We start from the raw sequence: 25,444 nt of genomic DNA on the forward strand, positions 1-25,444 counted from the left end.
GGAGGTCGTCATTCCGGCTGCGCCGGCGGCGAATACGGTTCGCATTGCGTGGGCCGGCGTATCTCAGACGTTCAATGAACACCAGTTGTTATACCGGCGATCAGGATCCTGTCTCGGTAGCGGAGCCTCCATCGGCCTGCAGTACGCTTTCTGGTAGCCGTTCATCTAATGGCTGGTTCTCGAACACCTTCATGCCAAACTGACCGATCCAGGTGCTGACTGAGTTGATGTTCCCTGCGATGAAGTCGGTCACCTCGGCGATCAATCCTTTAACGACGACATCCGTACTCTGACGCCAGTAATTCTCAATCGCGACCAGCAACGGATCGGAACCATTACTGACAGATTGTTCACCTACGCTATACGTTTTTTTCTTCGCGCTATCGGTGATACATCGCAGCTGGCTGGTCTGGACGGCCCCAGCCTCTGCAGCGATGACCTGCATCGTCAACGTAGCCACTTTGTTCCCGTCTGCATCAGCGCTGGATGCATAGAACATGGAAAGCGTCAGATCCGTGCGTTGATACATCATTGCTTACCTCCACGACGATGACGTGAACGGCGACCACCGGGAACCATTGTCTGTTGTTCCTGCACCAACTCCCCCTCTAAAGGCTCCTGATCCAGTGCAGGTGATGAAACAGGGGCCGGAGCAATATCATGTGCAATCGTCAGTTTCAGCAGTGGGCGGCCGCCCTGGACATGCTCAAAATGGATGCCATGTACGGCTTCATTCATTCGTGACTGACCATCCGTCTCCAGAACGGTCAAAACACCATCAACGTATTCAATTTTGAAACTCTTCATCGGGTTCTCTCTGTTGCTGTTTTCTTGCTGTGGCAGGTCCAGCACAATGACTCCAGATTAAAGTCATCATCGGTACCGCCATGAGCTTTAGGAATGATGTGGTCGACACTTGAGGCTTTCGTGGCAATACCGTCTCGCCTGCAGTTCTGACAAAGGTATTTATCCCTCTTCATGATACGGGCCCGTTTAATTTCCCACGGTCGACCATAACCACGTTCCTGCCGAGTTTTTCCGGGCTGATAGTTACGCCAGCCATCACCAGCGTGTTGCTGCCTATGCATCTCACAGTATCCTCCGACATCATTGGTCACAGCCGTGCATCCTCTGTGCCGGCAAGGTCGTTTAGCTCGTGGCGGCATAAACATCCTCGAGCATGAGTTGAGGGAGAAGAGTTAAAGCGGCACTGTCGATGGGAAACTCTGAAACGGGCAGCGATGAGCATGACAATCCGTCACACTCAATCGCCACCAGCTTCTCGTCTACGTATGCAATTTTTAAGTTCTTCATCGCGTTACCTTTTGCGAATAAAAAAGCCCCGCAGATGCGAGGCTACTGGTTAAATATCAGGGTGTTACTGTGAAAGCTCAGAGTGTAAGGTTGCGGCTCAGCCTATCTGTGGTGGGACACAGTTAAATATTGTACTTGCAGAGGAATGGCTGATTAGCTCTGCTTAAGGAACTTTAAAATGGAAGAAGAAATTAAATATAACATCGAGGTGGATTGCTCAACTCTGGAGTCTGCAGCAAAAGAAATAAGAGCTCTCAAAGGTCTTCTGGCAACTATGTTTGTTTGCCTTGATCAGGATATGAAGGGTGTCGTAATACATCAACTTTCGCAGATTGATGATGAATACAACCAGAAAAACTTGGAGATGCTAAAGCAAATCCAACATATCCATAACCGACCTTAATAGCTATGGCAGACGGTTACAGGCTGTCTGCCGATCTATTATTTATTTCGATATCTTAATTGTAGTTCCGCAATCTTACAGTCCATAAAGTGTAGTAGTGCCTCAGCAGCATCTAACCGTTTGAATACCTCATCAATGTTTGGCTGCATACCTGAAGCGTATATCTTACCCTGCGTTTGAATGCTCCAAGCACTGACAGAGGTCAGGGTATTATCCGGTTTATAACACTCTGCAGAGGAAATTGCCGCTGAGACTACAAGCTCCTGCAGGTCTGGGCGATCATGTTCCACCACCAGAGATTCATCATTCGCATTGACATCATAAGATAAGGTAAACGGAGCGGTAGCCTTGCCTGATATAACCTTCTCGACCAGCACGCAACCAGACTGAATGACTTTAAATCTGACTTTGACCCCACAGACAATGCCATCATTAATCTGTTGAAGGTTTGTAATAGTGACTTTCAACGTTTTCAAGTTGCTTCTCCTCATTATCTCTTAAAAGGGATATCGTTTTTTTATCCCTTAGAGGGGATAGACGTTCGCACCGATTCGTAAATCCGCTCACAGGGCATTCCTGTTTCCCCTGATTGGTTTTGTCACATATTCTCGTCCAGGATGTCCTCAAGCCATGAAACCGGCTAAAAAAAAGGCCGCATAGATATGCGACCTTTGGTTAGTACCAGTTAGAAAACTAAAATCTCTCAGGAGCCACCCAAGAGAGGCTTTTCTGCTTTTTAACTGACCACTGCCGTTTCGGTGTTGGCTGGCAGTGATAACGTGATGATAGCTTCATTTAAGTTATCGATAGCATTTAAATATCGAAAGAGCTCATTGAACCAATCATTTTCAACTTGCCGGAACATTCAACCAGAGCAACAGGCTTCTATGCTGGTCTTTTGAGAGCAATTATCAGTTCGCCCTAACGAGGCTGGTAACTAACATATTATTCGATGGTTCCTTAGACAGTGACCCATAAATCTAATTGTTTAATGTACCATTGGATGGGCACACAAATAACCACACCATCCCCAAAGTTAACAGATTTGATAACACACCCTTGTGGCGGAAAAAATTCCGCACCAGTCTGGGGCCGGATCGAGCGCTCAATGCCGTAACGATAACCGCATGGTAGTTGTGGTAGTAAGTTTACTGTCATGAGTGGCTACTTAGTTAAGAGTGGTTTGAGAACCTATAGTGCATGACACTCCCTGAATTAGATACAAACATTTCTATGCTGAAAGCTTGAATGTCTTGTTTTCAGATTTTTTGTTCACTTAAGGCCACTTATTTCATGTGCTATGCCTGTTACTTACTCACCGCCCGATAGTACGCCTGCCAGCGATACTTATCCAAACGGAGCTGGCGCAGGCATTGAGCGGTTTCTACATCAGACTGTAAATCTTCATCGCTGTCATTCCCTGCGTCACTTGCTTTGCACGGCGGACTCATCAAATCCGGGGATGGAGTTGGCAGCATCGATGGCGTGCTGACGCAACTGCACAGCAGCATCATCAAACCTACACACAGTACGATTCGGAGACTGAACATATTTCACCACGTCGCGGGTTATTGTTTTGTAGATGACCTTACCCGCTTCGTTAGCAGTAGCGGCCTTTTCCTCTACAGGCTTAATGGCATTCTCGGCCTTCTCTCTCTTCTTCGCAGCCTGAGCATTGATGTGATCAGCGTGGGAACTCCATCCCATACGCCATGAAATGGCACAGGACATTAGCAGGATTGCTATTGCGATGATAACGGCGGTTAAGCGACTCATCTTTGCTCCCATAAACACACTTCACGCTCAATTTCCCTCCGGGTAATAAGTCCTTTCCACTGCTTACCTTTGGCATAGGTCCAGCGGCGCAGCTGATCACACGCACCTTTCTGGTCCCCCTGGTTGATTTTGTGAAGCAGAGTAGAGTTCTGGAAGTTCCTGGCTCCGACGTTATAGGCGAATGAGTACAGAGCCCCACGCATTGTTTCTGGGATCGGTTTTTTGATGTAAGGGTTGATCTGCCAGGCGACGGTGTTCAGGTCTTTATTTAGTAGGGCCCGACACTCTGCCTCGGTATAGGTTTTGCCGAGCATGATATCTTTCCCTGTGTGGCCGTAACAAACCGTCCAGACACCTACCACATCCTGATAAGGGTCGTATCGCACTCCCTCAAGCCCATCATTACCCGTCGGGCCAGTGATGAGTGCAGAGGCAATCGCCAGGGCCCCGCCGCCGACCGCCGCAAGAACGCTTTTACGTAGTGTCGGAGACATTATTCACCTCGAGCAGCTTTTCGCCGGTCTTCTTTAATTTTGAAAAACAGATTCGTCAGGTATGTCAGCAAGCCGAATACCAGACTTCCCAGAACACCGATAGCGGCCCACTGGGATGGGGATACTTTGTCGAGCAATTGCAACATCCAGAACCCCGCGTTACCTGCGGAAGTTCCGTAGGCAATACCTGTTGTTAGCTTGTCCATTCGATACATACTCCACCTCCGGGTTAACGGGGTGCTTTGTGCGTGTAGGGGGTCAGGCCCATCGGGCTGATTTAACAACGAGCCGTATCGATGATGGTTCCCGTGAGCCTGAAATAAGAAAGGCCACGCAAAGCGCAGCCTTCAAATGATGTTTACCTTTTCTTTCTGAAGCGCCCTATTGATGGCGTAAAAAAGCCCGCCTGAAGGCGGGCAGAAAGTAGGCATTCCAGGTAGTAACGAAACGAAGGCACTCCTAATAGTCCGAGCTACCGATTTACCAGGAAGCATTCACTTTTGCCGTTACGTTCTATAAACATAGAAGGGCAACCGCAAAAGTAAACCTGCCATAAATCTTAAATATGTTTAGTGGAAGTGTGGTGCCGGGTGCCTCCCGGTGAGCATTTGGTCAGCCACCATGACTCGCGCATACGGTTTAGCAGATAATAACAATGCTGTTTACGCCCCTCCGCATAGGGGGATTCACCACGCCGACAATCTATGATGCTATCACTCTTATCGTCAATAGCAGGCATTCTGTCAAAGGCATCATTTCTATGCCTTTTGCACAAAGTCACGTTTTTCTTGTAAATGACCAGCACCTGCAGACCTCCAACGCCTCGAGGATAACCAGCAGCACATCCATGAGCATGCCAGCCAGTGCCATTCTACAACCAGCACAACGGCAAACAGCGCCCAGAAACTTATTCGACCGGCCCGGCGCAGATACCCAGAGGAAGGCGTCATACTCGCCTGTGGTGAATTTCGCCAGCGAGCGCGCACCGCCTTTGGCGTTGCTCTCGACTTTGGCATAATCCTTTTCCAGCCCCTACATATATTGACAGGATGCATAGGATCCACTGATCGGCTCACGCCTGTTAAGGCTCTGAGGATGATATGCACCGGCACAGGTGCATAGATGAAAAAGCCCGCGAATGTGAGCCATACAGGTTACCGAATTGAATAAGTCAATAGTGAACTTTCATGAACATCTAACGTCTTACCGATAAATTCTGCCAAATCAAGGTAATCACATGAACAAATTTCTTCCGGTTCTTGTCATGATTTGCATCTCCGGGTGTGATGATGCTAGATCTTCTCCCCCACCAATTCCTGACGAGCCGCATGCTAAATACGAAAATCAAGCAGGAACATGGCAACTTATCGAAAAAAAGAAAAATGCCAAAGGAGATGTGACCGAGGTTCTGTTGTTTAATACGGCTGATGGTGAGCTATGCAAAATAGCCACTATCGACGACGACGATAGGCCATCCAATTCCGCTCCCGTCCGCTGTTACTCCGCAAATGACTATGAGACAGACCGAGCACCTCCTGATGGTAATTCCGATATACACAATGACAAAGGTTAGTCAGTTCACACAAATTGGTCATAGCCCACCAGGGCCCCGGCGGTGCTCTTTAACGCGCCGTCGGTGCTGCCACCACTGAGTGGCATCTTCCAATCTGGTTCAGGACTCTGCGCGGAATGGCATTGACGTGTCGCGCAGCACAGCTCTATCCAATAGCCCTGACGGGATTGCAGTTACGTAAAAGGCCCGCGAATGCGAGCCTTTTGAGAATTATGCTTACTTCAACTCATTAATAACGAAATCATTTACGCCTGAACCAAAGGTCAATTAAAAACGTTGCGAGAACTACAAGCAATAGCCAGATTACGCCCTCTGCCAACTCAATGAGATCCACTACTCCACCTTCTTATTCTGTGTTCCTCAGGGTGGATTAAGAACCTAATCAATAAAAATGTAAAGGTTCTGCAACTATTGAAGGGGCACTGGAAAAGAAAACCCCGCAGGAGCTGGGTCTCGATACATTTAGTCACATCCCCTTTCCGGCGCTTATCCCCGGAATACGCATGTAACGCGGTGTTAGCTCTTTAACGAGGCAAGGAGTGATAACAATAATCGTTATCAACTAAGGAAATAAGTTCACAGTATAACCATACTGAAAATCAATCTGTGGAAGCTCGCCACAAATTCGAGCAGATTATGAACAAAAAAACCACTTAGAGAAGCTGGAGGAAAGTCGGCTACCAAGGCAGTAACGAAAGGAAGGTGTACCTAATAGTCCGAGCTACCGATTTACCAGGAAAGCCTTCGTTTTTACCGTTACGTTCGTTAATCATAGACTGACAGACATAAAGAGCTAAGGTTTTGTCATTACAGTCACTATGTTAAGGCATCAGTGTGGTGCCGGGTGCCTCCCGGTGAGCATGCCCCAGTCGGCATGGCCCGCGCTGCATTTACAGGTTTCTGTAACTGACTGGTCGCCCCTCCGCATAGGGGGATTCACCACATCAATAATTTAGGATGCAAACATTCAAAGTGTCAATATCTGACCATACCGCCAGCGCCTCTGCCATAATGTAAGCCAGCAACAGCCCACTTAAATTGTATGCATTCTAATACTTGAAGCTATTGCAAAGCCCTGACTCAATGCAGCACCCACTGATATCAGGTAAATACGAGGTAAGTAAAATGCTATCTACTGATAACCAAAGAATTTCAGAGATTTTTGAACGTTTGGCAGAAATAGCAGCTAAAACTTCCGAATTAACAAGTAATCCCAATCTATCCCCTGCTCAAAAGCAGGCAGCGTGTGACAGTTACTTTCGCGAACATGATCAGTTAACAACCGATGCCCTGAAGATCTTCAAAATATTACTAAAAATCCCCGGTGAACGCTGAAGCCTGTGAGATTACGTATGCAACACGACGATATGACAGGGGTATTGATGCAGCGCATCTCGCGAATACCCCTGTCGTATCGCCGGAAAGCAAAAACCCCGCACGGGCGGGGTCTTCGTTATATTCAGATTGTCGCTTTTTGTCGCTGCCGAGTGGCGCAGCTCTGCCAAGCATAAAGGGATTATCTAACTTTCTGGCCCGTTTTCAATACCAAACAGGAAACATAGCACTTTTTGCTAATCCGCATGAATCGCCTTATGAACGGAAAGGAAAGCTTTTGCTCTGAATATTTCAAGGCACCAGCGCACTCTTTTCCGGGCCTCACTGTCTGTTAACCATGGCGCCACCAGCTGTATTTCCCGTGTTATGTCTGAGATTTTTTTGCGGGTGGTGTAATAGTTAACGCCAACGAGATAAACCGGATCACCCGTTTCAAATATCGCCAGTACACATCGTTCAACAAATTCAACATCATCCTCAGTGATCGCAGCGTCAATGGCGACCGTTGCAGGCTTCGGCCACAAAATGGCATGCGCCCTGCTTAATGCCTGTCGCCCGCGATACCCTTCACTTCTTGCCTGCTCGATTGCTGCCGTAAAGCGTTCTAATGCTTTATCTGACCAGTGATCACCCTTCATTCCTCGCCAGCATGAATGTCCTGATGGTTTACGCGGGGCAGCACCTCCTCTCATCCCTTCCCCCCAAACAGTAAGCAGAGATTTTATCCAGGCGGACTGAATGCCACTAAGGGGAGTGAATCGGCCCAGCCAGCTTTTGCGCGGGGCGGCGGCCACTGTTTCTAATCCTGCACGGTGCAGACGGCGTTGACGTGGTGTCATTCTGTTCTTCTCCTTACTACGCCAGAACGCCGAGCGCGTATGCCCGGTCCAGCAATTTAATAATCAATACCGGCTGGGTGCCGTATTCACGCTCAAAAGCGGCAGGGTCATGGTGCAAAGCACGGTGGTGCTTGCGGCATAATGGGATCGTAAAAATATCGTGGGCCTTGGTGCCTACGCCGCCCTGCCCCCAGCCAATAAGATGATGGGCATCATCTGCAGGCTGCCCACAGCACATACACGGCTGTTTTTTAACCCATGAGATAAAGTCAGCTGATAACCATCGGCTCCGCTTAGGTCTCGCGAATAGTGTCGCCGGTGCAACAGGATCGACGTTCACAGGAACCAGAGGTTTGCCCGGCGTTGTTTTTGCCGTTGGCCTGATTGCTTTTTCGATACGGGGAGAAAGAATGCTGGTGGCCGGTACCGACGGAACGATCTCACTCTCCCTGTAAACAGATTTAATGCCATCGTCTTTAATACGCAGGGATCGGCGCGCCATTTCTTCTGTAATTTCATCGCCAATCCCGGCGCCTACCGCCCACCAGCATAGCTCCGCCAGTGACAATGCTCGCTGAGCGTCCAGCCCAAGCGCGATGCGGGCAGTGTCGATTACCCAGTCAGCGTTATTAACACCGACCAGTTGATCAAGGGTTTGTTCCGTTTGGTTTTTCAGCTCATTATCACAGTGCCAGCATGCGATTATTACACCCGTCGAATGGCGAAACGGGACGAGCTCATGGTGATGGTAATCGGAATGTGCCCACTGACAGTTTTTAACCTGCCGGCGCAACCATGACTCTAGAGCACTAACACCACCAGCCGCAGTGATAACAGCTTTCTTCATGAAAAATGGTCTGAGCCCCATATCATCCCGCAACGGCTGCCGGGCATCAGGAAGACGCCCGCTGGGTATCTTTTTCATGCTTGCCGGCGGTATTTCCACAAGAACCCGGCCGGCACCGAATAACGGCATTAATTCACTACCCGGCTTAAGCAGCACAATTCCAAGATGGCGTGCAATATCCACGTTAAGCAAAGCTCGCATCAGTCCCTCCACATCTTCTGTATGTAGGTCCTGTCAATCCGTGGCGGCTTCTTCGATTCCGGCAACAGCACGCGGATCTCCCACGATGCAAAGTCTCTGGACAAGCTTTTCTCAACCACAAAGTTATTTTTACGGTATCGCTCCACCAGCTCTGTAGCTTCAGCCTCTGAAAGTTGCTCGTGTAAAAACCAACTTTTCTTCATGGCTGATCACCGAACAGTCGTAAAAACTCAATCGCTCTTTCACGCGCGCCGGGTTCTTCAGCGATCATTTCCTGCAGCAGCTGCACGGCGAGCACAGGCTCCTTTCGCCCGACGATGGAAATTCCTCTGGAGACACGGCGAGAGAGTTTTATAAAATTTTTTCTCTCTAACGCACGCAGATGCAACAGGACAGCATTAGACGAGCTAACGCCGGGCATATCGGCCAGTTCAGATAGCGTAGGTGGGTAGCCATGCTGATTGATGTAGGCCACCAGCAGGTCAAAAACTTCCTGCTGTCGAAAAGTTAGTTTTGAAGACGAAAGCAAACCGGCGCTCGATGAAGGAGCACCAGTCTGATGGGATTTTGATACTTCGAGGGGTTGCGTCATGGTTTCTCTCCGTGACGCAGCAGGTATAGGTTGTTCAGGCCTATGACGGGAGTGTAACAGAACCCGGGGGAACCTGGTAACCAACTCCAGACCTAGCCTTTTCAATCATCTGTGAAAAAAGAGAGAGAGTCCCCACGATCTCATCCGGCTGCAGAGGCATAAACGAAACAGTGTCGCCGCGCCGGTACATCAAAGCGCGCTCACACACAGGAAAGGATGTCAGACGAGCAACTATCACCCCATCGTCGCATCTGATAATTGCATAGCCGGTGTTCGGCATTTCTTGTTTTTTACTCACAGCCAAATCCTCAAAATAAACCAGGCAAGCCACTGGACCTCAGCTTAACAAAACCAGTCATCAGCGCTTTCCCAGGTGTCCTGCAGGATTTCCTCTACTCGTTTTTTATCTCCGTCCATTCCACCAAGCACGGTCAACCCATCAGAGCTGGCCCGACGAATCACAAGACTGCAGTTATTAAAGTTTTGCTCCAATCGCCGCAGTAGCTCCTTCTCCAGAGCAGGCACAGCGCCATCCGGCAATTTTTTTTGGCGATCAATTGTGATTTCCACTTTCATAACTAGCTCCTCATGCAAGTACTGTATAAATAAACAGTATACTTGTTAGGTGAAATGTTCAAGCGTTTAATGCCACTTTTCGCTAACCCATGCTCATGTTTAGATTGATCTTTTCTCCACAAAGGACGAAATCCGCTATCACAGGGATACAGTCATTTTTGTGGTGATCAACACCGTTGATAAGAAACGTTGCTACCTCTGGCGTACACTCGAATTTATTAAGATGGTCAGTACACAAGTGGCAACACCCGGTCACATGCTTCTGTAATGTTGGTTTAATTGACGAACGTCTTGAAATGGAATGTGCAGGAGACTTCTGCACTGATGATGCAATGCCCTGGGATGAAACCCGCTCACTTGGTAGTCATGCTGGACCTGTCGAGTCGCTTACCTCGCTTTTAAAGTGGCTGAAACTAAATTCCTGAGCGTCCGCACTTGGCACAATGCGATCCCCCTAAACTCAGCTCGCTGAACATCAAACTCCTGGCATTCATATACCACTAAAACAGTAATGATAATCATTTACATCAACGTGATATATTGAGTATGCTCATAACAAGACATATTTCTCATAGCAGAAGGTAACACTCAGTACGTGAGGAATAATCTGTGGCTGCATTGAGATGCAGCATCAATACAGTTTATGGAGATAAGATGAGAACAATTTCAGTCCGTTCAGTGCTGTTGGCCTCCACTATTACAATATCAACCGTCGTAACGGCATACGCCGATAGTCAATGGGCAGCAGCCACCACGACCTTTCCAGGTAGTATTCGTGCCGGATCTCGGGAAGTTCCTGTTAAGCCCGGAGATCACACGGTGATCACGATTAAGAACCTGCCAACAGGTGCGACTGTCACCATGCTGAATGGTGCTGAAGTCCTTACGCCGAAGCCATTGGCTGCCGATGAGAAGGGAAATCTCACTATTCCACTAAACGTTCCGGCCGACGCTGCTACAGGCCTTCATCCACTCACTGTTATCACGCAAAATCCCGCGAGCGTTTCGCAGGTTATGTTGAAATTGTCCAAGGTTGTTCCCCCGAAAAACACTGAGGCTTTCAGGCTGCAAACAATTCCCGTCGGTGAGCGGGCTTACCAGTCGGCAGTGTCGGCCGATGGGAAGCTCTTCGTGACTTCTGCACGCGGCCCGAAGGATGGTAGCCGGCTGATGAGACTGAACGCAGGAACGCTGGCTGTCGAAGCGGAGGCGACGCTGCCTAAAGACAAAAAGGGAGAGCAGATTGGAGTATTCGGAGTCGGTGTTGATAATGCCCATAACCATGTATGGACGACGAACACGCTTGCCGAGACGGTGACCGTCTATGACGCAAAGACCCTTTCTGTGGTGAAAGTCTTTCCCGAAGGGTCTGTTGTACATCCACGCGATGTTATTATTGATGAAGCCCACAATCGTGCCTATGTCAGTGCAGCGCTGACCGGATTTATCGAGGTATATGACACAAAATCACTTGAACACATCGGTCAACTTGAGTTCGTAGTGGAACATGGCAAAAACATGTTTAACAATACCGATCTTGCCCTTGACAGTGCAGGAGGGAAACTTTTCGGCGTCAGCCGTGATACGCCATGGGTAGGTTGGATTGATCTCAAAACGGGTAAGAGCACGACGGTGAAAGTGCCTGAGGCGCAGGGGGCAACAGACATCACTCGCGATCCGGCGACTGGCCGTCTTTACGTTGCTTCCCAGGAAACGAACAATGTCGTGGTTCTTGATGCGGACGGTAAGGTTCTCGCAGATACTTATATTGGTGCCGGAGGCGTATCTGTCGTCTGGGATCCAGTGACGTCTCAGGTTTTCGCCGCCACGCGTGCAGGTGGAACCGTTGCTGTTCTGAACAAGGACGGTAAACTGGTCGCTAATATTCCGATGGATGAAACACCAAACCACCTGACTGCCGCGCCTGATGGCGCCGTTTATGTGGTGTCGATGTACGGCGCTGTCGGGGACAAAACTCAAACAGGTTCAGTGACGAAAATCACCCAAAAAAAATAGCGACTTCTTTATTCGCGGGCAGACCGGCCTGACATTATTATTTACCCCCTTCCGCCCGTGGAGCGGGAGGGGGTATCCGGCATACCTGCCCAGTATTCACGTATTCATCCTCGATGCTGATTGATGTCCATTGCGATCCCCAAATGCAACCCGAATCTTTCCGCACGCAAGTCTCTAAGAGGCTGCTTTGAGCGAGAAGCGGAAGTGAGAATTTGTCATGATTACCCGGATGCAGGACGAGCATCGGCCTCTGATAATCAATGGAGAGCAGGTCAGGATGACCAGTTCCCTTCTTATTTGTATATTACGGGCAGGCGAGCATACGTATTTACTTAATACTCGTTCACTTTAAGGCTTCGTCTCTGCCGTGATACCAGGTTTCAAAAGCATCAGGGGTCATCGGTTTGGCAAAAAAATAGCCCTGAACTTCATCGCAGCCCAGCCTTCTTAAAATATCAACGGTCCTGGCGTCCTCGACTCCTTCGGCCAGAACGATATAGTCGAGCTGCTTGAGGAGTGTGATAACGTTGCGAACAATGATGCGGCTGGCATTGTCGCCAGCAACCTTACTCACAATAGAGCGGTCAAGCTTGATGATGTCCATCGGGATTTGTCGCAGGTAATTAATGTTGCTGTATCCGGAACCAAAATCATCCAGAGATATTTTAAATCCGCGTTGTTTGAGCATGTCCAGGCCGATAAGTGCAGCGGGGCTTTCCAGCATCTTCTCGGTTTCCAGACACTCCACCCCCAGCAGGGCGGGATCCAGACGCGCGTCCAGCATTTTCTGTTCCAGCTCATCGCAGAAATCTGGTCTTGAAAAATCACTGGCAGCCAGATTAATCGACACAGGTAAAGAAACTCCACGGCTTTGCCAGGCACTCAGTTGCACAATCGTGTGATCGATAACCCATGCTGTGAGTTCACGCATCAGGCTGGTCTTTTCGACCAGAGGAATAAACACACCCGGCAACACTTCGCCGTTTTTAGGATGTTGCCATCTAAGCAAAGCTTCGGCTCCCGTCACACGCCCTGTCACCAGTGAGATTTTCGGCTGATAAACCAGATATAAGCCCTGGTTTTCTTGTAGCGCTTGTCTAACTTCAGTAAGAAGGCTGAAATCAGTCTTCTTACGGCTATCCAGTGCGTCATCATAAACTGTAAACCGGCGCCCCTGACTTATCCCTTCATGCAATGCGCTGACTGCACGGCGCAGTATTTCATTCGATGTCAGAGATTTATCGCAAAGCCCGGAGTCACCCATGTGAATATCCAGATCAAGGGGAACTTCAGGGGTAAACCTGGCCTGGATCCCCTGAAGGCTTTGAGAGATATCTTCTAATGTCCGAGTTTTTTCCTTATGGGTAAAAAAGGCAAATCGTCCAACTGCCACGGCGTAGAGCGGCCCTTCTAAAGGCAGGCGGATCTGCAGCTCTGCGACCATATTACGAAGTAGATTTTCTACGGCTGTCATACCGAGGGAGCGAGCCATTTCGTAGGCTAATGGCATATCAATACAATCAATAATGACGAGCCTGAATGCGCCTTCAGTTGAAACCTCTATATCCTTCAGCAGTCGCTGCCGGTTTGGTAATAGCGTGACTATATCGAGGTAGCCGACGGAGTGCCACGAGGCCAGAAAATCCGATATAAGTCCTGCAATCTTTTCAAAAAGATCGAGCTGCTCGTCTGAAAGTTCCCTGGGCTGAGTATCGAGGATACACAAGGTACCTATGGGTACTCCATCCTGGGTTTTAAGTGGGCAGCCTGCATAAAAGCGAATGAATGGAGCCTCTTTCACCGCGTGATAGTCACGAAAGGTAGGGTGCTGATGAGTGTCATGACAAATGAATGTCTTACTCTGTTCCTGGGTCTGTACGCAAAATGCCTCGCTCAGGCTGATTTCCGTGACGGCAACATTTTGGGCTGATTTGATGTATTGCTTTTCTTCATCGAGAACAGAAACAAAGCCCATCGGCATGTTCAGCAATTGGCATATTAGATGAGTATATTTTTTTAACGCATCATCCCGGCCCTTGTCAGGATTTTTCAACAAGTCGATTGCCGCAAGTCTTTTACTTTCATCTCTGCTGAGATCGGTCAACATGGCAAGACATCCTCCGGCGCAATAGGCTTCTGGTTATTCCACACTCAAAGGTAGCATGCATCATTCTTCCAATGGCATATGGTAATACATACGCTGTGACCTGCATAAACTTTCACATTAAAATGTTTCCAGTTGATTGTCTCCCGGAAATGTCGCCCCCGGCTGCCCAGTAATCCATTTGCTGGTTGTGTTTGTGTCAGTAATGTCCGCTCCTGGCACTCAGCGGACATCTCAGCTTTGCCTCATCCCGGAATATTTGAACTTAGCTTTAACATCCCGTACCAGATGCTGTTGATTCCATTTTAGGCATAATCAGCACCTCGTCGCATTGCGCAGGCAGCGGTTACGCATTTTGGCAAGCAACCAGAGTTCGTTTGCTGTTGTAGTCATCCCAAGCATCGATGTGTAAACAGTCGCAGCCCGGCGCCACAGCTTTTTGTCTTCCAGCGTCTTCGCCAGGGACAGTGCGTTTTGGACTTTTTTCACATCCTCTTCAGATAATGGTGTTGCAGTCTGCGGCAGGGCAACATCGGGAACCTCAACGCCTGCAACAACCCGGTAGACATACTGGCAACCGTTATGGGTACGATGGAGTTTTCCCGCGGCATGGAGTTGCCGCAGCAAGTTACCTGCTGTACTGGCTTGCAAGTCGAGCGCATCGCAGACATCCTGCAGGACGCATTCTGGCGTCCGGCTAACGATGGCAAGCACCATCTGTGCTTTGGTTACTTTGGTTTTTGATTGTTTGGCCATGGTCAAAACTCGTTTACTTGGTTAAACCTGCCGCCTTGCGGCGTTTGTACTCTTCCATCAGAATCTGTGCTGGCGTCGGTCCCGCTGGATGTCTCGGTGCTGCCAACTGCTGACGAATTGGCGGAATCGAAAACCCGTTAGCCAGGTGTTTGGTCCATTTCGTAAGTAAGTTTTCTGCCAGTTTTTTCAGCTCTCCCTCCGTCAGGTTCCTCTCAACTCCGGTTCTGCGCATCTCAATGCAAATGTGATAGAGAACATCCTGTTTCCATGGGTATTTGTCGCTGCCCGAGTATCGGTAAGACTCATTCCTCCAGCGCTTGTATTCCGCCATTACAGATTCGGATGTCAGATTGAACGGGTTAGCACCGCTGGCAGATACCAGAGCAACGAATTCAGCCAGATCCGGTGGCCATGTGTTACCCGCGGCGCAGCGCTCCATGCACTGACTGCAGACCAGAGTAATCTGGGCTTCACTCATCGATCCAATCTGGGCAATCCACATATCCGAGGGCGCCGCCCCGTTCTTCTGGGTCCACCGGTTCGAAAATATTTCCCCCATGACTGTCCAAAGCCGCCATGCCGTATCCGCCGCCAGCAAGTCCGTTTTGCTTTTCCCAGCGTTCTCTGGCTGCCTGAATTTCCTGAACTGCCCGGGATGCGGTGTTAACTGGTTGAATTCCTGCATGGTCTTTTCCTCCGGTTGCTGGTTGTGGTTTAGATTTGGCTCTGGCACTTATCACGCTGCGGGCAAATTTCTGCTCCCACTGAATCTGAGTGAACACTTTCCCCTCGGATTTCCAGTACGCGGTGAACTCTGCCAGCTCTGTCGGCAGGTATGCCGGTTCGGGAAGCGCTATACCCCAGGTAGCAGCCAGTCGCGGCCAGTCCTGTGACGGCAGCCAAAGGTCGTGCATGGCGAATTTCCCGATCGGAATATCCACTCCAGGCAGATACTGAGGTTGCTGGGGAAAATTTCTCTCCTGCGCATAGAGAGTGGGGTTTGATCCTTTTCCTTTCCCTTCCCTTCCTTTTCCGTCAGTGAGTCCTCCATGAGGATTCACTGAGTCCTCACTGAGCCCTCCTTGATTAGGGACTCTCTTTTCTTCCTTTCCTGCCTTAGACTCAGTGAATTCTGGCGGAAGAGGTATTTTTGAGGCCGAAGGCCTGTTTATTTTTTGATGCTTAAGGAAACCTTTAATCTGCAAATAGCAGACATCATTCACTGAATACTCAGTGAGTAATCCATGAGTAATCAGTTCCTGTATTAGTGGTTCGCAATCGAGCGCGTCCGCAGGGAAGATTTGCATCTTCAACCGTTTTGGCGAACGCTCAAGGCATCCCATATCGTTGGCGAAGTTGAACAACCCGATAAACAGGAGACGCGCTGGAATTGAACATTCCACCACCTTCTCATCTGTCCAGAATTCAGGTTTAACTGTTCTGATGCGGGCCATCTGAAACCTCTTATTAACCAGCTGGTGCTGGTGGTCATTGTCAAAACTCGATTAAAAAAATTGCGGCGCTACGGCGCTGATGCTCGCCAGTAGTGGTCCCGCCGCATCTGCAGGGAGCATGTTAAAAAGTGCAATTGCAGCTTCCCGTATTTCACGCTCTAGTTTCTGCAGAGGTGCGCCAAGTAACTTGGCCTGGTGCGCTTCGCTGCATTCTTTGATTGCATTGGCCACCAGCTCAGTTTCAGTTAAGCCATGTTTTAGGCCATGTTTGCGCGCGATCTCTATCGGCATTGCATCAGCGATCGCCGCCGAAAGCTGGATGACATAACTGGTGTACTTCTCTGAACCGCCCTCGTTTTTCAGGTAGCGATACAGATTTTGTTTATTGACGCTGATACCGCGCCCGTTTTGTTTCTCCCACTGTTCGGCCACCAGCTGCGCGACGTGGTCTTGCGCACGCCCAGGTAATGAGGACTCCCATTCCTGAACGGCGGCCAAAATGGCTCGGCATTTCTTGCCGTCACGCCGACGGGGCAAATACTGATTTTCCGTTTTCAGTTGCATACTCATCACCGGAGTATGATTTTCAAAAGAGGTGGTTTGCATGGTCACTCCTTAGGTATTCCATCCGTCGGATTCGGATATAGATCAGGACGTAATTCATGAGGCGTAACGCCCGTTGCATTAAAAACCTGTAAAACTCGCGATGAAGGCACAATACCTTTTGTTTTCCACTGACTTACTGCCATGCCGCTTACTCCAAGCGTTGATGCTAATTTATTGGCTGAGCCAGCTACTCGAATTGCGTTATCAAGGGCTGTCATATCTATCTCCTCGTTAAGTTAGGCATAATAAAGCATAGGTTTATATTCAATGCAAATTTTTAATTTATTGTGACTATAAACTAAACCTTTACAATGGGCTTATGAAAAACACTGAAGAACTCAACAACCAACTGATTGCTCGTTTGGAAGAAATTACTCAAAGAGGGATCAGCAAGGCGGATATGGCTCGCATTGCTGGAGTTACACCTCAAGCGGTGAATGGGTGGTTTAAGAAAGGAGTAATCAGTAAAAAGTCCGCAATTGCCCTCGCGGAAGCTGCCAATGTGTCTGTAACTTGGTTGCTTGGAGAGAAAGTATCTGAAGATTCAGGCCTCAAGCCAAATGAGAGCAAAATGTTACGTCTGTTTAGGCAGTTACCTGAGGCTGAACAAGAGAGAATGATTGATACGTTTGAAGTCCGCCTAAAAGAAATCGATGATTATGTTGAGAAATATCTCCGTGGTCGATTTAAGGCTAGCGACACTAACTAACATCTCTGATCTCACCCCATGAAACCGGCAAATGCCGGTTTTTTTTTGCCTGCCGCGCAGCCTCAATCACTCCAACAGCTCCCCTGTCTCGATTAAAGCAAAAGTTTGCATCTGCATAAATCCAATGTTGACATCAAACATAAACCAATGCTTTAATCATTCCATCGCAGCAAGTCATCGAGGCAGGAAGCCCACGAAGTAGCTGCCGGCGGCATACGAAACACCGGATGAGATGACAGCAATATCAATCGCAGCAGGTTCAACGTTCGGCTGCCCGGCCTTAAGGGAAAGAAATGAGTATGGATAAAGCATATGAAGACTATTTTGAAAGCCTCTCTGAAGGTGAGGAGGCGCTGAGTTTCAGCGAGTTTACCGCGGCGCTTTCAGGTAAGCCGGCAGACTGCGCCTCTTCTGAAATGTAATGGAAATCCTGCGCGCTTCGTGGTGGTGAATTGCAGGGTGAAAAAGCTCAATCGTGAAGATCAGCGTCACGACACCACCGACGAAGCGCGTCGAAGTAGTGAAAATAAAAAATCAGGGTTTGCAATGCGGTGAATGCGGCTATGCGCACGCGACACAGTTAAAAAAGTAAACATGGCGGTTATTCACACGTTGTGGGGAAAAAGTTGTCGGCGGTAGTTGTTAACTGGCTGCCGTCACCGGGAGGCACCCGGCGCCGCATTGCAAAACCACATCCTAATACTGAGTTAACTGGAGATAACTATGAAGGATTTTGCCCGAGTACCTACCGGGAACCAGGCGACCCGCCTGAACTGGTTCGAGGTGAGACTACGCCAGCTGTGTTACTTGCTGGCGCAGAAAGGAAACCCTGAGGCTGAGGCATGAATACCCTGTTTGCCCTTGTCATCAGCGTTTGTGCTCTCACTGGTGAATGCTCTGATGTTCTGATCGGTGTTTATCCATCAGAGGCCAGTTGCAACAGCAACGCCGATGAACAAAAAGTACAGGGCCAGTGCCTCCCCTACCGAAATGCACAAAACATGGCTGACGACCAACAGCCTGCAGCGAGTTTTTGAATCGAGTTTTTACCAATGGCCGTTACGGCCGGAGAAGTGATTATGGAATTTGGAATGAAACGCGTTCTGGCATCTGTCCAGGCCGCCGCCACTTTGAATAAGCTCTATGACGGCTCGCCCGTTTCACTGACGGCCATCAGTAAAGAGTCAAAGCTGTCTACTTCATACCTTGAGCAGATCTTCAAAAAGCTGCGGGCGGGTAACCTGGTAATTTCACAGCGTGGCCCAGGTGGTGGTTATAGCCCCCGCGGCGATGACATCACCGTTACAGAAGTGATCACTGCGGTATCTAAACTGCCAGCCCATAAAACTTTTGAGCCTATCCTGCGAGCGCTTGACGACGTTCGCGTATCACAGCTGCTGCGGGCCGATTCGCCAGCCCCATAAAGCACAAAACCCGCGCAAGGCGGGTTAAGTACCCGGTCAGCCGACCAAAGCTTTCCGGAATCGAGTTTTGACCAATGACCACCACCAAGGCGGCTGCCATCAGCTGCCGGGTATCTTACAATCCAAAGGAGCCCAAACGCAATGAACAACTACCCGTATCTCATTAAAGCGAAGGCAAAAGCAAACGAAGCGAAAAGTCTCTTCTGCTGGTTCTCTGCTAAATCCGATTCTCGCGCCGAGCGCAAAATCCTGGACATCCTGGAAGACGCTGAAATTAACGTTGGCCGCGGCGCCAGCCATCAGCTGCCGATCCGCACCAACTGGCTCATCGTTGATGACTTACCGGAAGAAGGTGTACTGGATGACACCTGGTGCGATCGCTACGAGCTTGGTGGTGAAGACGGGCTGACATGGCAAAAAATCGTTGCGCCAGCGGCTGCTGAACCACAGCCCTCCAGTAAACCAGAAAACGATATCTCTCCTGCAAATAGCGATGAAGAGGACTATTCGAACAATGAAGAAGCACTCTTCAACCTGGCGGAAATGTCATTCCGCACGCAGCTGCTTGCCCAGTATATGGCCGACGAGCGTCACGTGTATCACATTAGCATTCCTCATCGTAACCGCCTTTCAGCGATGGAAATGGATACGGATAATCACGGTGTGCAGAATCTGCTGCTGACGGCAGAAAATATTCCGGATCTTAAAAAATATGATATGCCTGGCCTGTGGAAATTTACCAGTGCATTTAAGAGCGTATTTCCTGTGGGGAAACGCCATGAGCTCGGCAAGCAAATTCAGTTCGCCAAATTGTGGCTTGAAACGTCGCACATTGACCGCGGGATCCTTACAAAGGAATGGGCTGCTGGAAACTATATCACCTCAATAAACAAAACCGATGCCGGCGCCAATGCTGGCGGCGGTAACAAAACTGACCGCAATCCGGATTATCAGCATTCGCTGGATACTCTGGATATAGAGATCGCTCTTGCAACGATGCCTATGGATTTTGACATCTATAATTTTCCGGCATCAGTCCACCGCCGCGCGAAGGAAATAGTACAGAAGAAAGAAAGTCCATTTAAAGAATGGTCTGCAGCATTACGGAGCACACCAGGCATCCTTGATTATTCCCGTGCAGCGATTTTTGCACTGATCAGGGAAGCATCCAGTGGAATAACTCCTTTTCCAGATCGGTTGCGTGGCTACATCAACGCGAATCTGACTGAACATAAGCATGATACCCCGAGCGCTGAGACGCTTACCAAGGCGGGACATATTCCATCTGCTGCAGTCACACTGGATGCAACAAACCAAGTAATCGCCGGAGAGGATAGCAGCGCAAAACTGGAAACACTCTCCTCCGACATTAAAGCAGTTGGTGCCGAACTGGTAAAAGAGGCTCAAAAGCAACGTCCGGACGCTAATCAGGTTCTGGCCGCCGAGCGCGGCGAATATGTTGAAGGGGTTAGCGACCCTACGGATCCGAAGTGGGTAACCGAAGACCTTACCAAGACCAGGCAGCCTGAAGTTTCAAAAATTGGGGACGGAGTATTTTCCATTGAAGGTCTTGTTGACGTTACGGGCAAGGTTAACCAAAAAGAAAAAACAGATGAAGTTGTTCATCAAACGGATTCTGTAGATATTGAATCCGGTCATCATAATAAGGAGGAAGATCAGCCAATTGATTATGTTCACGTTATGGTTGATCTGGAAACCATGGGTAAAAAACATAACGCCCCTATCGTCGCTATTGGTGCGGTTGTTTTTGACCCGGCAACCGGCTCTATTGGAGAAAGTTTCTATAAAGTCGTATGCCTTGAATCCTCCGTGAACTGGGGCGCCGTAATCGATCCATCTACTGTTATCTGGTGGCTTAAGCAGTCCTCCGAAGCACGCTCTGCGATCGTAAATGATGATGCTATCCCGTTGCAGGATGCATTACTCCAGTTCAGAGAATTTGTTTCTGATAATGTCGCTGGTGGGAGCAAAAAGGCGCAGGTATGGGGTAACGGTGCGTCATTCGACAACTCTATTCTGCGTTCTTCTTACGATTGCATTGCTGAAGATTATCCGTGGGAATACTGGAACGATCGGGACGTACGAACAATGGTAGAGCTCGGCCAGGCCATTAGCTTCGACCCCAAAACAACGATCCCGTTTGAAGGGTCTCGTCACAATGCCCTCGCTGATGCTATTCATCAGGCCCGCTATGTATCAGCGATCTGGCAGCGAATAATTGCCGGCAATCAGGTGCTGCAAAAATTGATGCAAAACTGATTTTGTATTTTCAGATACTGGCCCAGCAATGGGCCATGATGAGGTAAAACATATGCTCCAGATGTTAACCCTTGAAGAGTGGGCAAACGAGAAATACAGAAGCAATCCTCCAAGTGTTTCCACTCTCAGGAATTATGCTAAACAGAATATGTTTTCTCCCCCAGCCAAAAAAGAAGGTCGATTCTGGCGCGTCAGGGAGGATGCTGAGTTGGTCGGTACATTGACCACTCCTGTAGTAAAGAAAAGCGACCCTGTTCTTTTGCAGAGGATTTTGAACGATGGCTGCCAGACCACGTAAAAATAATATATCTATTCCAAATTTATACCCGCTCTTCAGCAGAAAGGTTAATAAAGTATATTGGCGTTATAAGCACCCGATAACTGGTAAGTTTCATAGTCTAGGAACAGACGAAGCAGAGGCCACGGCAATAGCTATTGAAGCAAATAAAAGACTGGCGGAACAACAAACCCGCCAGATAATGGCAATCACTGACAGAATTTCCACCAGCTCAGGAAAATCAATATCAACTAACACCTGGCTTGAACGTTACTGGAAGATTCAGCAGGAAAGATTGAAGTCCGGAGATATTAAAGAAAACACTATCAAACAAAAAGCAAAACCAGTATCTCTGCTTAAGGAACGGGTAGGAATGAAATTAATATCCGCTGTCAATGTTCGAGATGTTGCGCAAATTCTTGATGAATATTTAGCGGAGGGACAACCCAGAATGGCTCAGGTCATTCGCTCTGTCCTAATAGATGTTTTTAAAGAAGCTCAGCATGCGGGAGAAGTACCTCCTGGTTATAACCCTGCACTAGCAACTAAACAACCTCGTAGAAAGATCACTCGCCAGCGCCTCACTCTTGAGGAATGGCAAAAGATTTTTGATATAGCCGATGAAAATCACAAATACATGGGGAACGCCATGCTTTTAGCCATAGTAACAGGACAGCGACTAGGTGATATATCCCGTATGAAATTCTCGGACATCTGGGACGATCATCTACACGTTGAGCAAGAGAAAACCGGAAGCAAAATCGCTATACCATTAGCTCTGCGTTGCAACGCAATCAACTGGAGCCTCCGAGATGTAATCAGTCGTTGCCGGGATTATGCAGTAAGCCCTTATTTGGTTCATTTCTTTAGAACCACCTCACAGGCTGAGCGAGGAGCACAGGTGAAACCCAGAACACTGACCATGAATTTCAGCAAGGCAAGAGACAGTGCAGATATTGACTGGGGACAAGGTACACCGGCAACTTTCCATGAACAAAGATCGCTTTCCGAGCGGTTATATAAAGCCCAAGGTATAAACACGAAAGATTTACTTGGACATAAAACTCAACAACAAACGGATAGGTACCATGATGATCGTGGGAAGGGGTGGACAACGGTGGCCTTATGAGGTTTTTCGGGAGGGGTTTTGATAACTTGTTTTGATAAAATTTTGATAACCGTTCGAAAACTAATAATAAAAACGGGAACCACCAGGTTCCCGTTCTGACATAATCTGGGGGCCAGATTACATGTTCGCGATAATCGCGTCGCCAAACTCTGAACATTTCAGCAGTTTAGCGCCTTCCATCAGACGTTCAAAGTCATAGGTCACGGTCTTGGCGGCGATAGCACCTTCCATGCCTTTGACGATCAGGTCTGCGGCTTCGAACCACTGCATGTGGCGCAGCATCATCTCTGCGGACAGGATGATGGAGCCCGGGTTTACTTTGTCCTGGCCGGCATACTTCGGCGCAGTACCGTGAGTCGCTTCGAACAGCGCGCACTCGTCACCGATGTTGGCGCCCGGGGCGATACCGATACCGCCAACCTGTGCCGCCAGCGCGTCAGAGATGTAGTCGCCGTTCAGGTTCATACAGGCGATAACGTCGTATTCCGCCGGACGCAGCAGGATCTGCTGCAGGAACGCATCGGCGATCACGTCTTTCACCACGATCTCTTTACCGGTGTTCGGGTTCTTGATTTTCACCCACGGGCCGCCGTCGATCAGCTCGCCGCCGAACTCTTCGCGAGCCAGCTGGTAGCCCCAGTCTTTGAACGCGCCTTCGGTGAACTTCATGATGTTGCCTTTGTGCACCAGGGTGAGGGAATCACGATCGTTGGTGATCGCGTATTCAATCGCGGCGCGAACCAGGCGTTTGGTGCCTTCTTCAGAGCACGGCTTGATGCCGATGCCGCAATGTTCCGGGAAGCGAATTTTCTTCACGCCCATCTCATCGCGCAGGAATTTGATGACTTTGTCTGCTTCAGCAGAGTCGGCTTTCCACTCGATACCGGCATAGATATCTTCTGAGTTTTCACGGAAGATAACCATATCGGTCAGTTCAGGGTGCTTAACCGGGCTCGGGGTGCCCTGGTAGTAACGTACCGGACGCAGGCAGACGTAGAGGTCCAGCTCCTGGCGCAGCGCCACGTTCAGAGAACGGATGCCGCCGCCGACTGGGGTGGTCAGAGGACCTTTGATAGCAACGCGGTAGTCACGAATCAGATCGAGGGTTTCAGCTGGCAGCCAGACATCCTGGCCATAGACTTGGGTCGATTTTTCACCGGTGTAAACTTCCATCCAGGAAATTTTACGCTCGCCCTTATAGGCTTTCTCAACGGCGGCATCAACCACTTTCAGCATCGCTGGGGTAACGTCAACGCCGATACCGTCGCCTTCAATGAACGGGATAATCGGATTGTGAGGGACGTTCAGTTTGCCGTTTTGCAGGGTGATTTTTTGACCTTCCGCCGGAACTACTACTTTGCTTTCCATTAACCTCTCCTTCGAGCGCTTCTGGTTCTGCTCTTCCCTCTTCACGCGAGCCTGGTGTTGGCTGAGTCGGCCAGCTCCAGCGTACCGGGTTTTCCCGCTAAGCGGAGCTATCGCGTCCGTGTCGCCTTCCTGCCTGTAGTGCGAATCGGTTTGAGCAATTTTTTGTTAATAATTTGTAATGAGCATGTCAATACTACCTGAATGTTTGCGTCCATGAAAGGCATTCGTAATTAGGCTATAATGCGGCAATTGATAGAGCCTGAAAATACCATGCAGAAAACTTCATTTAGAAAACATCGCGTTGAGCGATTCAGCACACAACAAGTCACCAGACAACGTAAAGAACGCCAGCCAAAAACTGTGATCTTGTTCAATAAACCCTATGATGTGTTGCCGCAATTTACCGACGAAGCCGGGCGCAGCACGCTGAAAGATTTTATCCCCGTGGCGGGCGTCTACGCCGCCGGTCGTCTTGACCGCGACAGCGAAGGGCTGCTGGTGCTGACCAACGATGGCGCGCTGCAGGCGAAGCTAACCCAGCCGGGTAAACGCACCGGCAAGATTTACTACGTCCAGGTGGAAGGCGAACCCACCGCCGAGGCGCTGGCCGCGCTACGCGACGGCGTCACGCTCAACGATGGCCCCACCCTGCCTGCAGGCGTGGAAGTGGTGGAGGAGCCCGCGTGGCTGTGGCCGCGCAACCCGCCTATTCGCGAGCGCAAATCGATCCCCACCCGCTGGCTGAAAATCACCCTTTACGAGGGACGTAACCGCCAGGTGCGCCGGATGACCGCCCACGTCGGCTTCCCCACCCTGCGTCTGATCCGCTACGCCATGGGCGGCTATACGCTTGACGGGCTGGCCAACGGCGAATGGCGTAAAGCCGAATAACTAGAAAGGAAAAGCGATGTTTAAACCTCATGTCACCGTTGCCTGCGTGGTTCACGCCGAGGATAAATTCCTCATCGTCGAAGAGACCATTAACGGCAAAGCGCTGTGGAACCAACCGGCGGGCCACCTGGAGGCCAATGAGACGCTGCTGCAGGCCGCCGAACGCGAACTGTGGGAAGAGACCGGCATTCGCGCCACGCCGCAGCACTTCATTCGCATGCACCAGTGGGTCGCTCCCGATAACACCCCGTTTCTGCGCTTCCTGTTCGCCATCGAACTTAGCGATCTGTGCGCCACCGAACCGCATGACAGCGATATCGATCGCTGCCTGTGGCTCAGTGCTGAGGAAATTCTTAACGCGCCGAATCTGCGCTCGCCGCTGGTTGCCGAAAGCATTCGCTGCTATCTGCAGGACCCGCGCCAGCCGCTGTCGCTGATTGGCGCATTTAACTGGCCGTTCACAGGGGGTGAATGAACGGT

32 protein-coding genes are annotated in these 25,444 nt (G+C 49.5%); 13 read left to right on the forward strand and 19 right to left on the reverse strand.

Annotated elements, in window-relative coordinates; genetic code table 11:
- Positions 1 to 100: 100 nt before the first annotated feature.
- Genes AC3EMD_RS16650 through AC3EMD_RS16665 form a run of 4 tightly spaced genes read right to left on the reverse strand, consistent with a single transcriptional unit; the run spans position 101 to position 1,314 of the window.
- Positions 101 to 532, reverse strand: a complete 432-nt coding sequence (locus AC3EMD_RS16650) for a hypothetical protein (RefSeq protein WP_014907818.1) — start codon at positions 530 to 532, stop codon at positions 101 to 103.
- A complete protein-coding gene (locus tag AC3EMD_RS16655) occupies positions 529 to 852 on the reverse strand; it encodes a hypothetical protein (protein WP_023297386.1) in 324 nt (107 codons plus the stop codon). Before AC3EMD_RS16655 ends, AC3EMD_RS16650 begins: the two co-directional genes overlap by 4 nt.
- Positions 804 to 1,166 (reverse strand): HNH endonuclease, encoded by a 363-nt coding sequence (locus AC3EMD_RS16660; protein ID WP_032428746.1) that lies wholly within the window; start codon positions 1,164 to 1,166, stop codon positions 804 to 806. The genes AC3EMD_RS16655 and AC3EMD_RS16660 overlap by 49 nt, the downstream gene beginning before the upstream one ends.
- A complete protein-coding gene (locus tag AC3EMD_RS16665; RefSeq protein ID WP_162838183.1) occupies positions 1,150 to 1,314 on the reverse strand; it encodes a hypothetical protein in 165 nt (54 codons plus the stop codon). The genes AC3EMD_RS16660 and AC3EMD_RS16665 overlap by 17 nt, the downstream gene beginning before the upstream one ends.
- A gap of 178 nt (positions 1,315 to 1,492) precedes the next feature.
- Here AC3EMD_RS16665 and AC3EMD_RS16670 point away from each other — a divergent pair, with 178 nt between their 5' ends.
- Positions 1,493 to 1,717, forward strand: coding sequence for a hypothetical protein (locus AC3EMD_RS16670; protein WP_032749552.1), 225 nt, complete (start codon positions 1,493 to 1,495; stop codon positions 1,715 to 1,717).
- 38 nt (positions 1,718 to 1,755) lie between these two features.
- Here the strand turns inward: AC3EMD_RS16670 and AC3EMD_RS16675 are convergent, their stop codons facing one another.
- The 4 genes from AC3EMD_RS16675 to AC3EMD_RS16690 form a co-directional block, all read right to left on the reverse strand.
- Entirely contained in the window at positions 1,756 to 2,193 is a 438-nt protein-coding gene (locus AC3EMD_RS16675) for a hypothetical protein (RefSeq protein WP_065888617.1), read from the reverse strand.
- A 949-nt stretch (positions 2,194 to 3,142) separates the two neighbouring features.
- Entirely contained in the window at positions 3,143 to 3,493 is a 351-nt protein-coding gene (locus tag AC3EMD_RS16680; protein ID WP_064160813.1) for a hypothetical protein, read from the reverse strand.
- Complete coding sequence (locus AC3EMD_RS16685; RefSeq protein WP_023159886.1) at positions 3,490 to 3,987, reverse strand: lysozyme; 498 nt, start codon at positions 3,985 to 3,987, stop codon at positions 3,490 to 3,492. The genes AC3EMD_RS16680 and AC3EMD_RS16685 overlap by 4 nt, the downstream gene beginning before the upstream one ends.
- Positions 3,987 to 4,202 carry a class II holin family protein gene (locus tag AC3EMD_RS16690; RefSeq protein WP_021462597.1) on the reverse strand — a complete coding sequence of 72 codons (216 nt, stop codon included), beginning with the start codon at positions 4,200 to 4,202 and terminating at the stop codon, positions 3,987 to 3,989. The genes AC3EMD_RS16685 and AC3EMD_RS16690 overlap by 1 nt, the downstream gene beginning before the upstream one ends.
- A gap of 1,022 nt (positions 4,203 to 5,224) precedes the next feature.
- On the opposite strand from AC3EMD_RS16690, the gene AC3EMD_RS16695 reads away from it, so the two are divergent.
- Both AC3EMD_RS16695 and AC3EMD_RS16700 read left to right on the forward strand, forming a co-directional pair.
- Positions 5,225 to 5,560, forward strand: coding sequence for a hypothetical protein (locus AC3EMD_RS16695; RefSeq protein WP_064160814.1), 336 nt, complete (start codon positions 5,225 to 5,227; stop codon positions 5,558 to 5,560).
- Between the two features lie 1,125 nt (positions 5,561 to 6,685).
- Entirely contained in the window at positions 6,686 to 6,895 is a 210-nt protein-coding gene (locus AC3EMD_RS16700; protein WP_131027455.1) for a hypothetical protein, read from the forward strand.
- 236 nt (positions 6,896 to 7,131) lie between these two features.
- Here the strand turns inward: AC3EMD_RS16700 and AC3EMD_RS16705 are convergent, their stop codons facing one another.
- The 4 genes from AC3EMD_RS16705 to AC3EMD_RS16720 form a co-directional block, all read right to left on the reverse strand.
- A complete protein-coding gene (locus AC3EMD_RS16705) occupies positions 7,132 to 7,734 on the reverse strand; it encodes a hypothetical protein (protein ID WP_023297381.1) in 603 nt (200 codons plus the stop codon).
- 16 nt (positions 7,735 to 7,750) lie between these two features.
- Positions 7,751 to 8,782, reverse strand: coding sequence for a DUF968 domain-containing protein (locus AC3EMD_RS16710; protein ID WP_064151303.1), 1,032 nt, complete (start codon positions 8,780 to 8,782; stop codon positions 7,751 to 7,753).
- 199 nt (positions 8,783 to 8,981) lie between these two features.
- On the reverse strand, positions 8,982 to 9,374 hold the full coding sequence (locus AC3EMD_RS16715) for a LexA family protein (RefSeq protein ID WP_117112837.1): 393 nt from the start codon (positions 9,372 to 9,374) through the stop codon (positions 8,982 to 8,984).
- A gap of 342 nt (positions 9,375 to 9,716) precedes the next feature.
- A complete protein-coding gene (locus tag AC3EMD_RS16720) occupies positions 9,717 to 9,950 on the reverse strand; it encodes a DinI family protein (protein ID WP_082228295.1) in 234 nt (77 codons plus the stop codon).
- A gap of 654 nt (positions 9,951 to 10,604) precedes the next feature.
- Here AC3EMD_RS16720 and AC3EMD_RS16725 point away from each other — a divergent pair.
- Complete coding sequence (locus tag AC3EMD_RS16725) at positions 10,605 to 11,966, forward strand: YncE family protein (protein WP_048333319.1); 1,362 nt, start codon at positions 10,605 to 10,607, stop codon at positions 11,964 to 11,966.
- A gap of 343 nt (positions 11,967 to 12,309) precedes the next feature.
- Here the strand turns inward: AC3EMD_RS16725 and AC3EMD_RS16730 are convergent, their stop codons facing one another.
- The 6 genes from AC3EMD_RS16730 to AC3EMD_RS16755 all read right to left on the reverse strand — a co-directional run bounded on the left by AC3EMD_RS16730 (position 12,310) and on the right by AC3EMD_RS16755 (position 17,104).
- On the reverse strand, positions 12,310 to 14,073 hold the full coding sequence (locus tag AC3EMD_RS16730) for a sensor domain-containing phosphodiesterase (RefSeq protein ID WP_064151304.1): 1,764 nt from the start codon (positions 14,071 to 14,073) through the stop codon (positions 12,310 to 12,312).
- A gap of 312 nt (positions 14,074 to 14,385) precedes the next feature.
- The gene (locus AC3EMD_RS16735; protein ID WP_021462584.1) at positions 14,386 to 14,826 is read right to left on the reverse strand and encodes a PerC family transcriptional regulator; all 441 of its coding nucleotides are present in this window, start codon (positions 14,824 to 14,826) and stop codon (positions 14,386 to 14,388) included.
- Between the two features lie 13 nt (positions 14,827 to 14,839).
- A complete protein-coding gene (locus AC3EMD_RS16740; protein WP_223168508.1) occupies positions 14,840 to 15,385 on the reverse strand; it encodes a replication protein P in 546 nt (181 codons plus the stop codon).
- The gene (locus AC3EMD_RS16745; RefSeq protein WP_021462582.1) at positions 15,297 to 16,280 is read right to left on the reverse strand and encodes a DnaT-like ssDNA-binding domain-containing protein; all 984 of its coding nucleotides are present in this window, start codon (positions 16,278 to 16,280) and stop codon (positions 15,297 to 15,299) included. Before AC3EMD_RS16745 ends, AC3EMD_RS16740 begins: the two co-directional genes overlap by 89 nt.
- A 51-nt stretch (positions 16,281 to 16,331) precedes the next feature.
- Positions 16,332 to 16,886 (reverse strand): toxin YdaT family protein, encoded by a 555-nt coding sequence (locus tag AC3EMD_RS16750; protein WP_014907826.1) that lies wholly within the window; start codon positions 16,884 to 16,886, stop codon positions 16,332 to 16,334.
- 2 nt (positions 16,887 to 16,888) lie between these two features.
- Positions 16,889 to 17,104, reverse strand: a complete 216-nt coding sequence (locus AC3EMD_RS16755; protein WP_012542199.1) for a transcriptional regulator — start codon at positions 17,102 to 17,104, stop codon at positions 16,889 to 16,891.
- A 101-nt stretch (positions 17,105 to 17,205) separates the two neighbouring features.
- On the opposite strand from AC3EMD_RS16755, the gene AC3EMD_RS16760 reads away from it, so the two are divergent.
- The 7 genes from AC3EMD_RS16760 to AC3EMD_RS16790 all read left to right on the forward strand — a co-directional run bounded on the left by AC3EMD_RS16760 (position 17,206) and on the right by AC3EMD_RS16790 (position 22,705).
- Positions 17,206 to 17,595, forward strand: a complete 390-nt coding sequence (locus AC3EMD_RS16760; protein WP_012542200.1) for a helix-turn-helix domain-containing protein — start codon at positions 17,206 to 17,208, stop codon at positions 17,593 to 17,595.
- Between the two features lie 299 nt (positions 17,596 to 17,894).
- Positions 17,895 to 18,017, forward strand: a complete 123-nt coding sequence (locus AC3EMD_RS16765; RefSeq protein WP_014228882.1) for a hypothetical protein — start codon at positions 17,895 to 17,897, stop codon at positions 18,015 to 18,017.
- Positions 18,018 to 18,437: 420 nt separating this feature from the next.
- Positions 18,438 to 18,632, forward strand: coding sequence for a DUF1482 family protein (locus AC3EMD_RS16770; protein WP_021462581.1), 195 nt, complete (start codon positions 18,438 to 18,440; stop codon positions 18,630 to 18,632).
- A 42-nt stretch (positions 18,633 to 18,674) separates the two neighbouring features.
- Positions 18,675 to 19,019 (forward strand): Rrf2 family transcriptional regulator, encoded by a 345-nt coding sequence (locus AC3EMD_RS16775; RefSeq protein WP_021462580.1) that lies wholly within the window; start codon positions 18,675 to 18,677, stop codon positions 19,017 to 19,019.
- Positions 19,020 to 19,160: 141 nt separating this feature from the next.
- Positions 19,161 to 21,299 (forward strand): 3'-5' exonuclease, encoded by a 2,139-nt coding sequence (locus AC3EMD_RS16780; RefSeq protein WP_070550329.1) that lies wholly within the window; start codon positions 19,161 to 19,163, stop codon positions 21,297 to 21,299.
- A gap of 52 nt (positions 21,300 to 21,351) precedes the next feature.
- Complete coding sequence (locus AC3EMD_RS16785) at positions 21,352 to 21,597, forward strand: excisionase (RefSeq protein ID WP_012542206.1); 246 nt, start codon at positions 21,352 to 21,354, stop codon at positions 21,595 to 21,597.
- Positions 21,578 to 22,705: a site-specific integrase gene (locus AC3EMD_RS16790; protein ID WP_014228877.1), complete on the forward strand. Its 1,128-nt coding sequence runs from the start codon at positions 21,578 to 21,580 to the stop codon at positions 22,703 to 22,705. Before AC3EMD_RS16785 ends, AC3EMD_RS16790 begins: the two co-directional genes overlap by 20 nt.
- Positions 22,706 to 22,822: 117 nt before the next feature.
- Here AC3EMD_RS16790 and icd read toward each other — a convergent pair whose 3' ends face one another.
- The gene (icd, locus tag AC3EMD_RS16795) at positions 22,823 to 24,073 is read right to left on the reverse strand and encodes an NADP-dependent isocitrate dehydrogenase (protein WP_008806032.1); all 1,251 of its coding nucleotides are present in this window, start codon (positions 24,071 to 24,073) and stop codon (positions 22,823 to 22,825) included.
- A gap of 240 nt (positions 24,074 to 24,313) precedes the next feature.
- Here icd and rluE point away from each other — a divergent pair, with 240 nt between their 5' ends.
- Positions 24,314 to 24,964: a 23S rRNA pseudouridine(2457) synthase RluE gene (rluE, locus tag AC3EMD_RS16800; protein WP_023339894.1), complete on the forward strand. Its 651-nt coding sequence runs from the start codon at positions 24,314 to 24,316 to the stop codon at positions 24,962 to 24,964.
- A gap of 16 nt (positions 24,965 to 24,980) precedes the next feature.
- Complete coding sequence (locus AC3EMD_RS16805; protein ID WP_008806030.1) at positions 24,981 to 25,439, forward strand: NUDIX hydrolase; 459 nt, start codon at positions 24,981 to 24,983, stop codon at positions 25,437 to 25,439.
- Positions 25,440 to 25,444: the final 5 nt, after the last annotated feature.

Source organism: Klebsiella sp. PK18 (genome assembly GCF_057784655.1).

Bases quoted from the DNA above. Each gene is read 5' to 3' on its own strand.
- AC3EMD_RS16650 (WP_014907818.1), bottom strand. From the start codon at position 532: ATGATGTATCAACGCACGGATCTGACGCTTTCCATGTTCTATGCATCC.
- AC3EMD_RS16660 (WP_032428746.1), bottom strand. From the start codon at position 1,166: ATGCCGCCACGAGCTAAACGACCTTGCCGGCACAGAGGATGCACGGCT.
- AC3EMD_RS16665 (WP_162838183.1), bottom strand. From the start codon at position 1,314: ATGAAGAACTTAAAAATTGCATACGTAGACGAGAAGCTGGTGGCGATT.
- AC3EMD_RS16670 (WP_032749552.1), top strand. From the start codon at position 1,493: ATGGAAGAAGAAATTAAATATAACATCGAGGTGGATTGCTCAACTCTG.
- AC3EMD_RS16680 (WP_064160813.1), bottom strand. From the start codon at position 3,493: ATGAGTCGCTTAACCGCCGTTATCATCGCAATAGCAATCCTGCTAATG.
- AC3EMD_RS16685 (WP_023159886.1), bottom strand. From the start codon at position 3,987: ATGTCTCCGACACTACGTAAAAGCGTTCTTGCGGCGGTCGGCGGCGGG.
- AC3EMD_RS16690 (WP_021462597.1), bottom strand. From the start codon at position 4,202: ATGTATCGAATGGACAAGCTAACAACAGGTATTGCCTACGGAACTTCC.
- AC3EMD_RS16695 (WP_064160814.1), top strand. From the start codon at position 5,225: ATGAACAAATTTCTTCCGGTTCTTGTCATGATTTGCATCTCCGGGTGT.
- AC3EMD_RS16700 (WP_131027455.1), top strand. From the start codon at position 6,686: ATGCTATCTACTGATAACCAAAGAATTTCAGAGATTTTTGAACGTTTG.
- AC3EMD_RS16705 (WP_023297381.1), bottom strand. From the start codon at position 7,734: ATGACACCACGTCAACGCCGTCTGCACCGTGCAGGATTAGAAACAGTG.
- AC3EMD_RS16710 (WP_064151303.1), bottom strand. From the start codon at position 8,782: ATGCGAGCTTTGCTTAACGTGGATATTGCACGCCATCTTGGAATTGTG.
- AC3EMD_RS16715 (WP_117112837.1), bottom strand. From the start codon at position 9,374: ATGACGCAACCCCTCGAAGTATCAAAATCCCATCAGACTGGTGCTCCT.
- AC3EMD_RS16720 (WP_082228295.1), bottom strand. From the start codon at position 9,950: ATGAAAGTGGAAATCACAATTGATCGCCAAAAAAAATTGCCGGATGGC.
- AC3EMD_RS16725 (WP_048333319.1), top strand. From the start codon at position 10,605: ATGAGAACAATTTCAGTCCGTTCAGTGCTGTTGGCCTCCACTATTACA.
- AC3EMD_RS16730 (WP_064151304.1), bottom strand. From the start codon at position 14,073: ATGTTGACCGATCTCAGCAGAGATGAAAGTAAAAGACTTGCGGCAATC.
- AC3EMD_RS16735 (WP_021462584.1), bottom strand. From the start codon at position 14,826: ATGGCCAAACAATCAAAAACCAAAGTAACCAAAGCACAGATGGTGCTT.
- AC3EMD_RS16740 (WP_223168508.1), bottom strand. From the start codon at position 15,385: ATGGGGGAAATATTTTCGAACCGGTGGACCCAGAAGAACGGGGCGGCG.
- AC3EMD_RS16745 (WP_021462582.1), bottom strand. From the start codon at position 16,280: ATGGCCCGCATCAGAACAGTTAAACCTGAATTCTGGACAGATGAGAAG.
- AC3EMD_RS16750 (WP_014907826.1), bottom strand. From the start codon at position 16,886: ATGCAAACCACCTCTTTTGAAAATCATACTCCGGTGATGAGTATGCAA.
- AC3EMD_RS16755 (WP_012542199.1), bottom strand. From the start codon at position 17,104: ATGACAGCCCTTGATAACGCAATTCGAGTAGCTGGCTCAGCCAATAAA.
- AC3EMD_RS16760 (WP_012542200.1), top strand. From the start codon at position 17,206: ATGAAAAACACTGAAGAACTCAACAACCAACTGATTGCTCGTTTGGAA.
- AC3EMD_RS16765 (WP_014228882.1), top strand. From the start codon at position 17,895: ATGGATAAAGCATATGAAGACTATTTTGAAAGCCTCTCTGAAGGTGAG.
- AC3EMD_RS16770 (WP_021462581.1), top strand. From the start codon at position 18,438: ATGAATACCCTGTTTGCCCTTGTCATCAGCGTTTGTGCTCTCACTGGT.
- AC3EMD_RS16775 (WP_021462580.1), top strand. From the start codon at position 18,675: ATGGAATTTGGAATGAAACGCGTTCTGGCATCTGTCCAGGCCGCCGCC.
- AC3EMD_RS16780 (WP_070550329.1), top strand. From the start codon at position 19,161: ATGAACAACTACCCGTATCTCATTAAAGCGAAGGCAAAAGCAAACGAA.
- AC3EMD_RS16785 (WP_012542206.1), top strand. From the start codon at position 21,352: ATGCTCCAGATGTTAACCCTTGAAGAGTGGGCAAACGAGAAATACAGA.
- AC3EMD_RS16790 (WP_014228877.1), top strand. From the start codon at position 21,578: ATGGCTGCCAGACCACGTAAAAATAATATATCTATTCCAAATTTATAC.
- icd (WP_008806032.1), bottom strand. From the start codon at position 24,073: ATGGAAAGCAAAGTAGTAGTTCCGGCGGAAGGTCAAAAAATCACCCTG.
- rluE (WP_023339894.1), top strand. From the start codon at position 24,314: ATGCGGCAATTGATAGAGCCTGAAAATACCATGCAGAAAACTTCATTT.
- AC3EMD_RS16805 (WP_008806030.1), top strand. From the start codon at position 24,981: ATGTTTAAACCTCATGTCACCGTTGCCTGCGTGGTTCACGCCGAGGAT.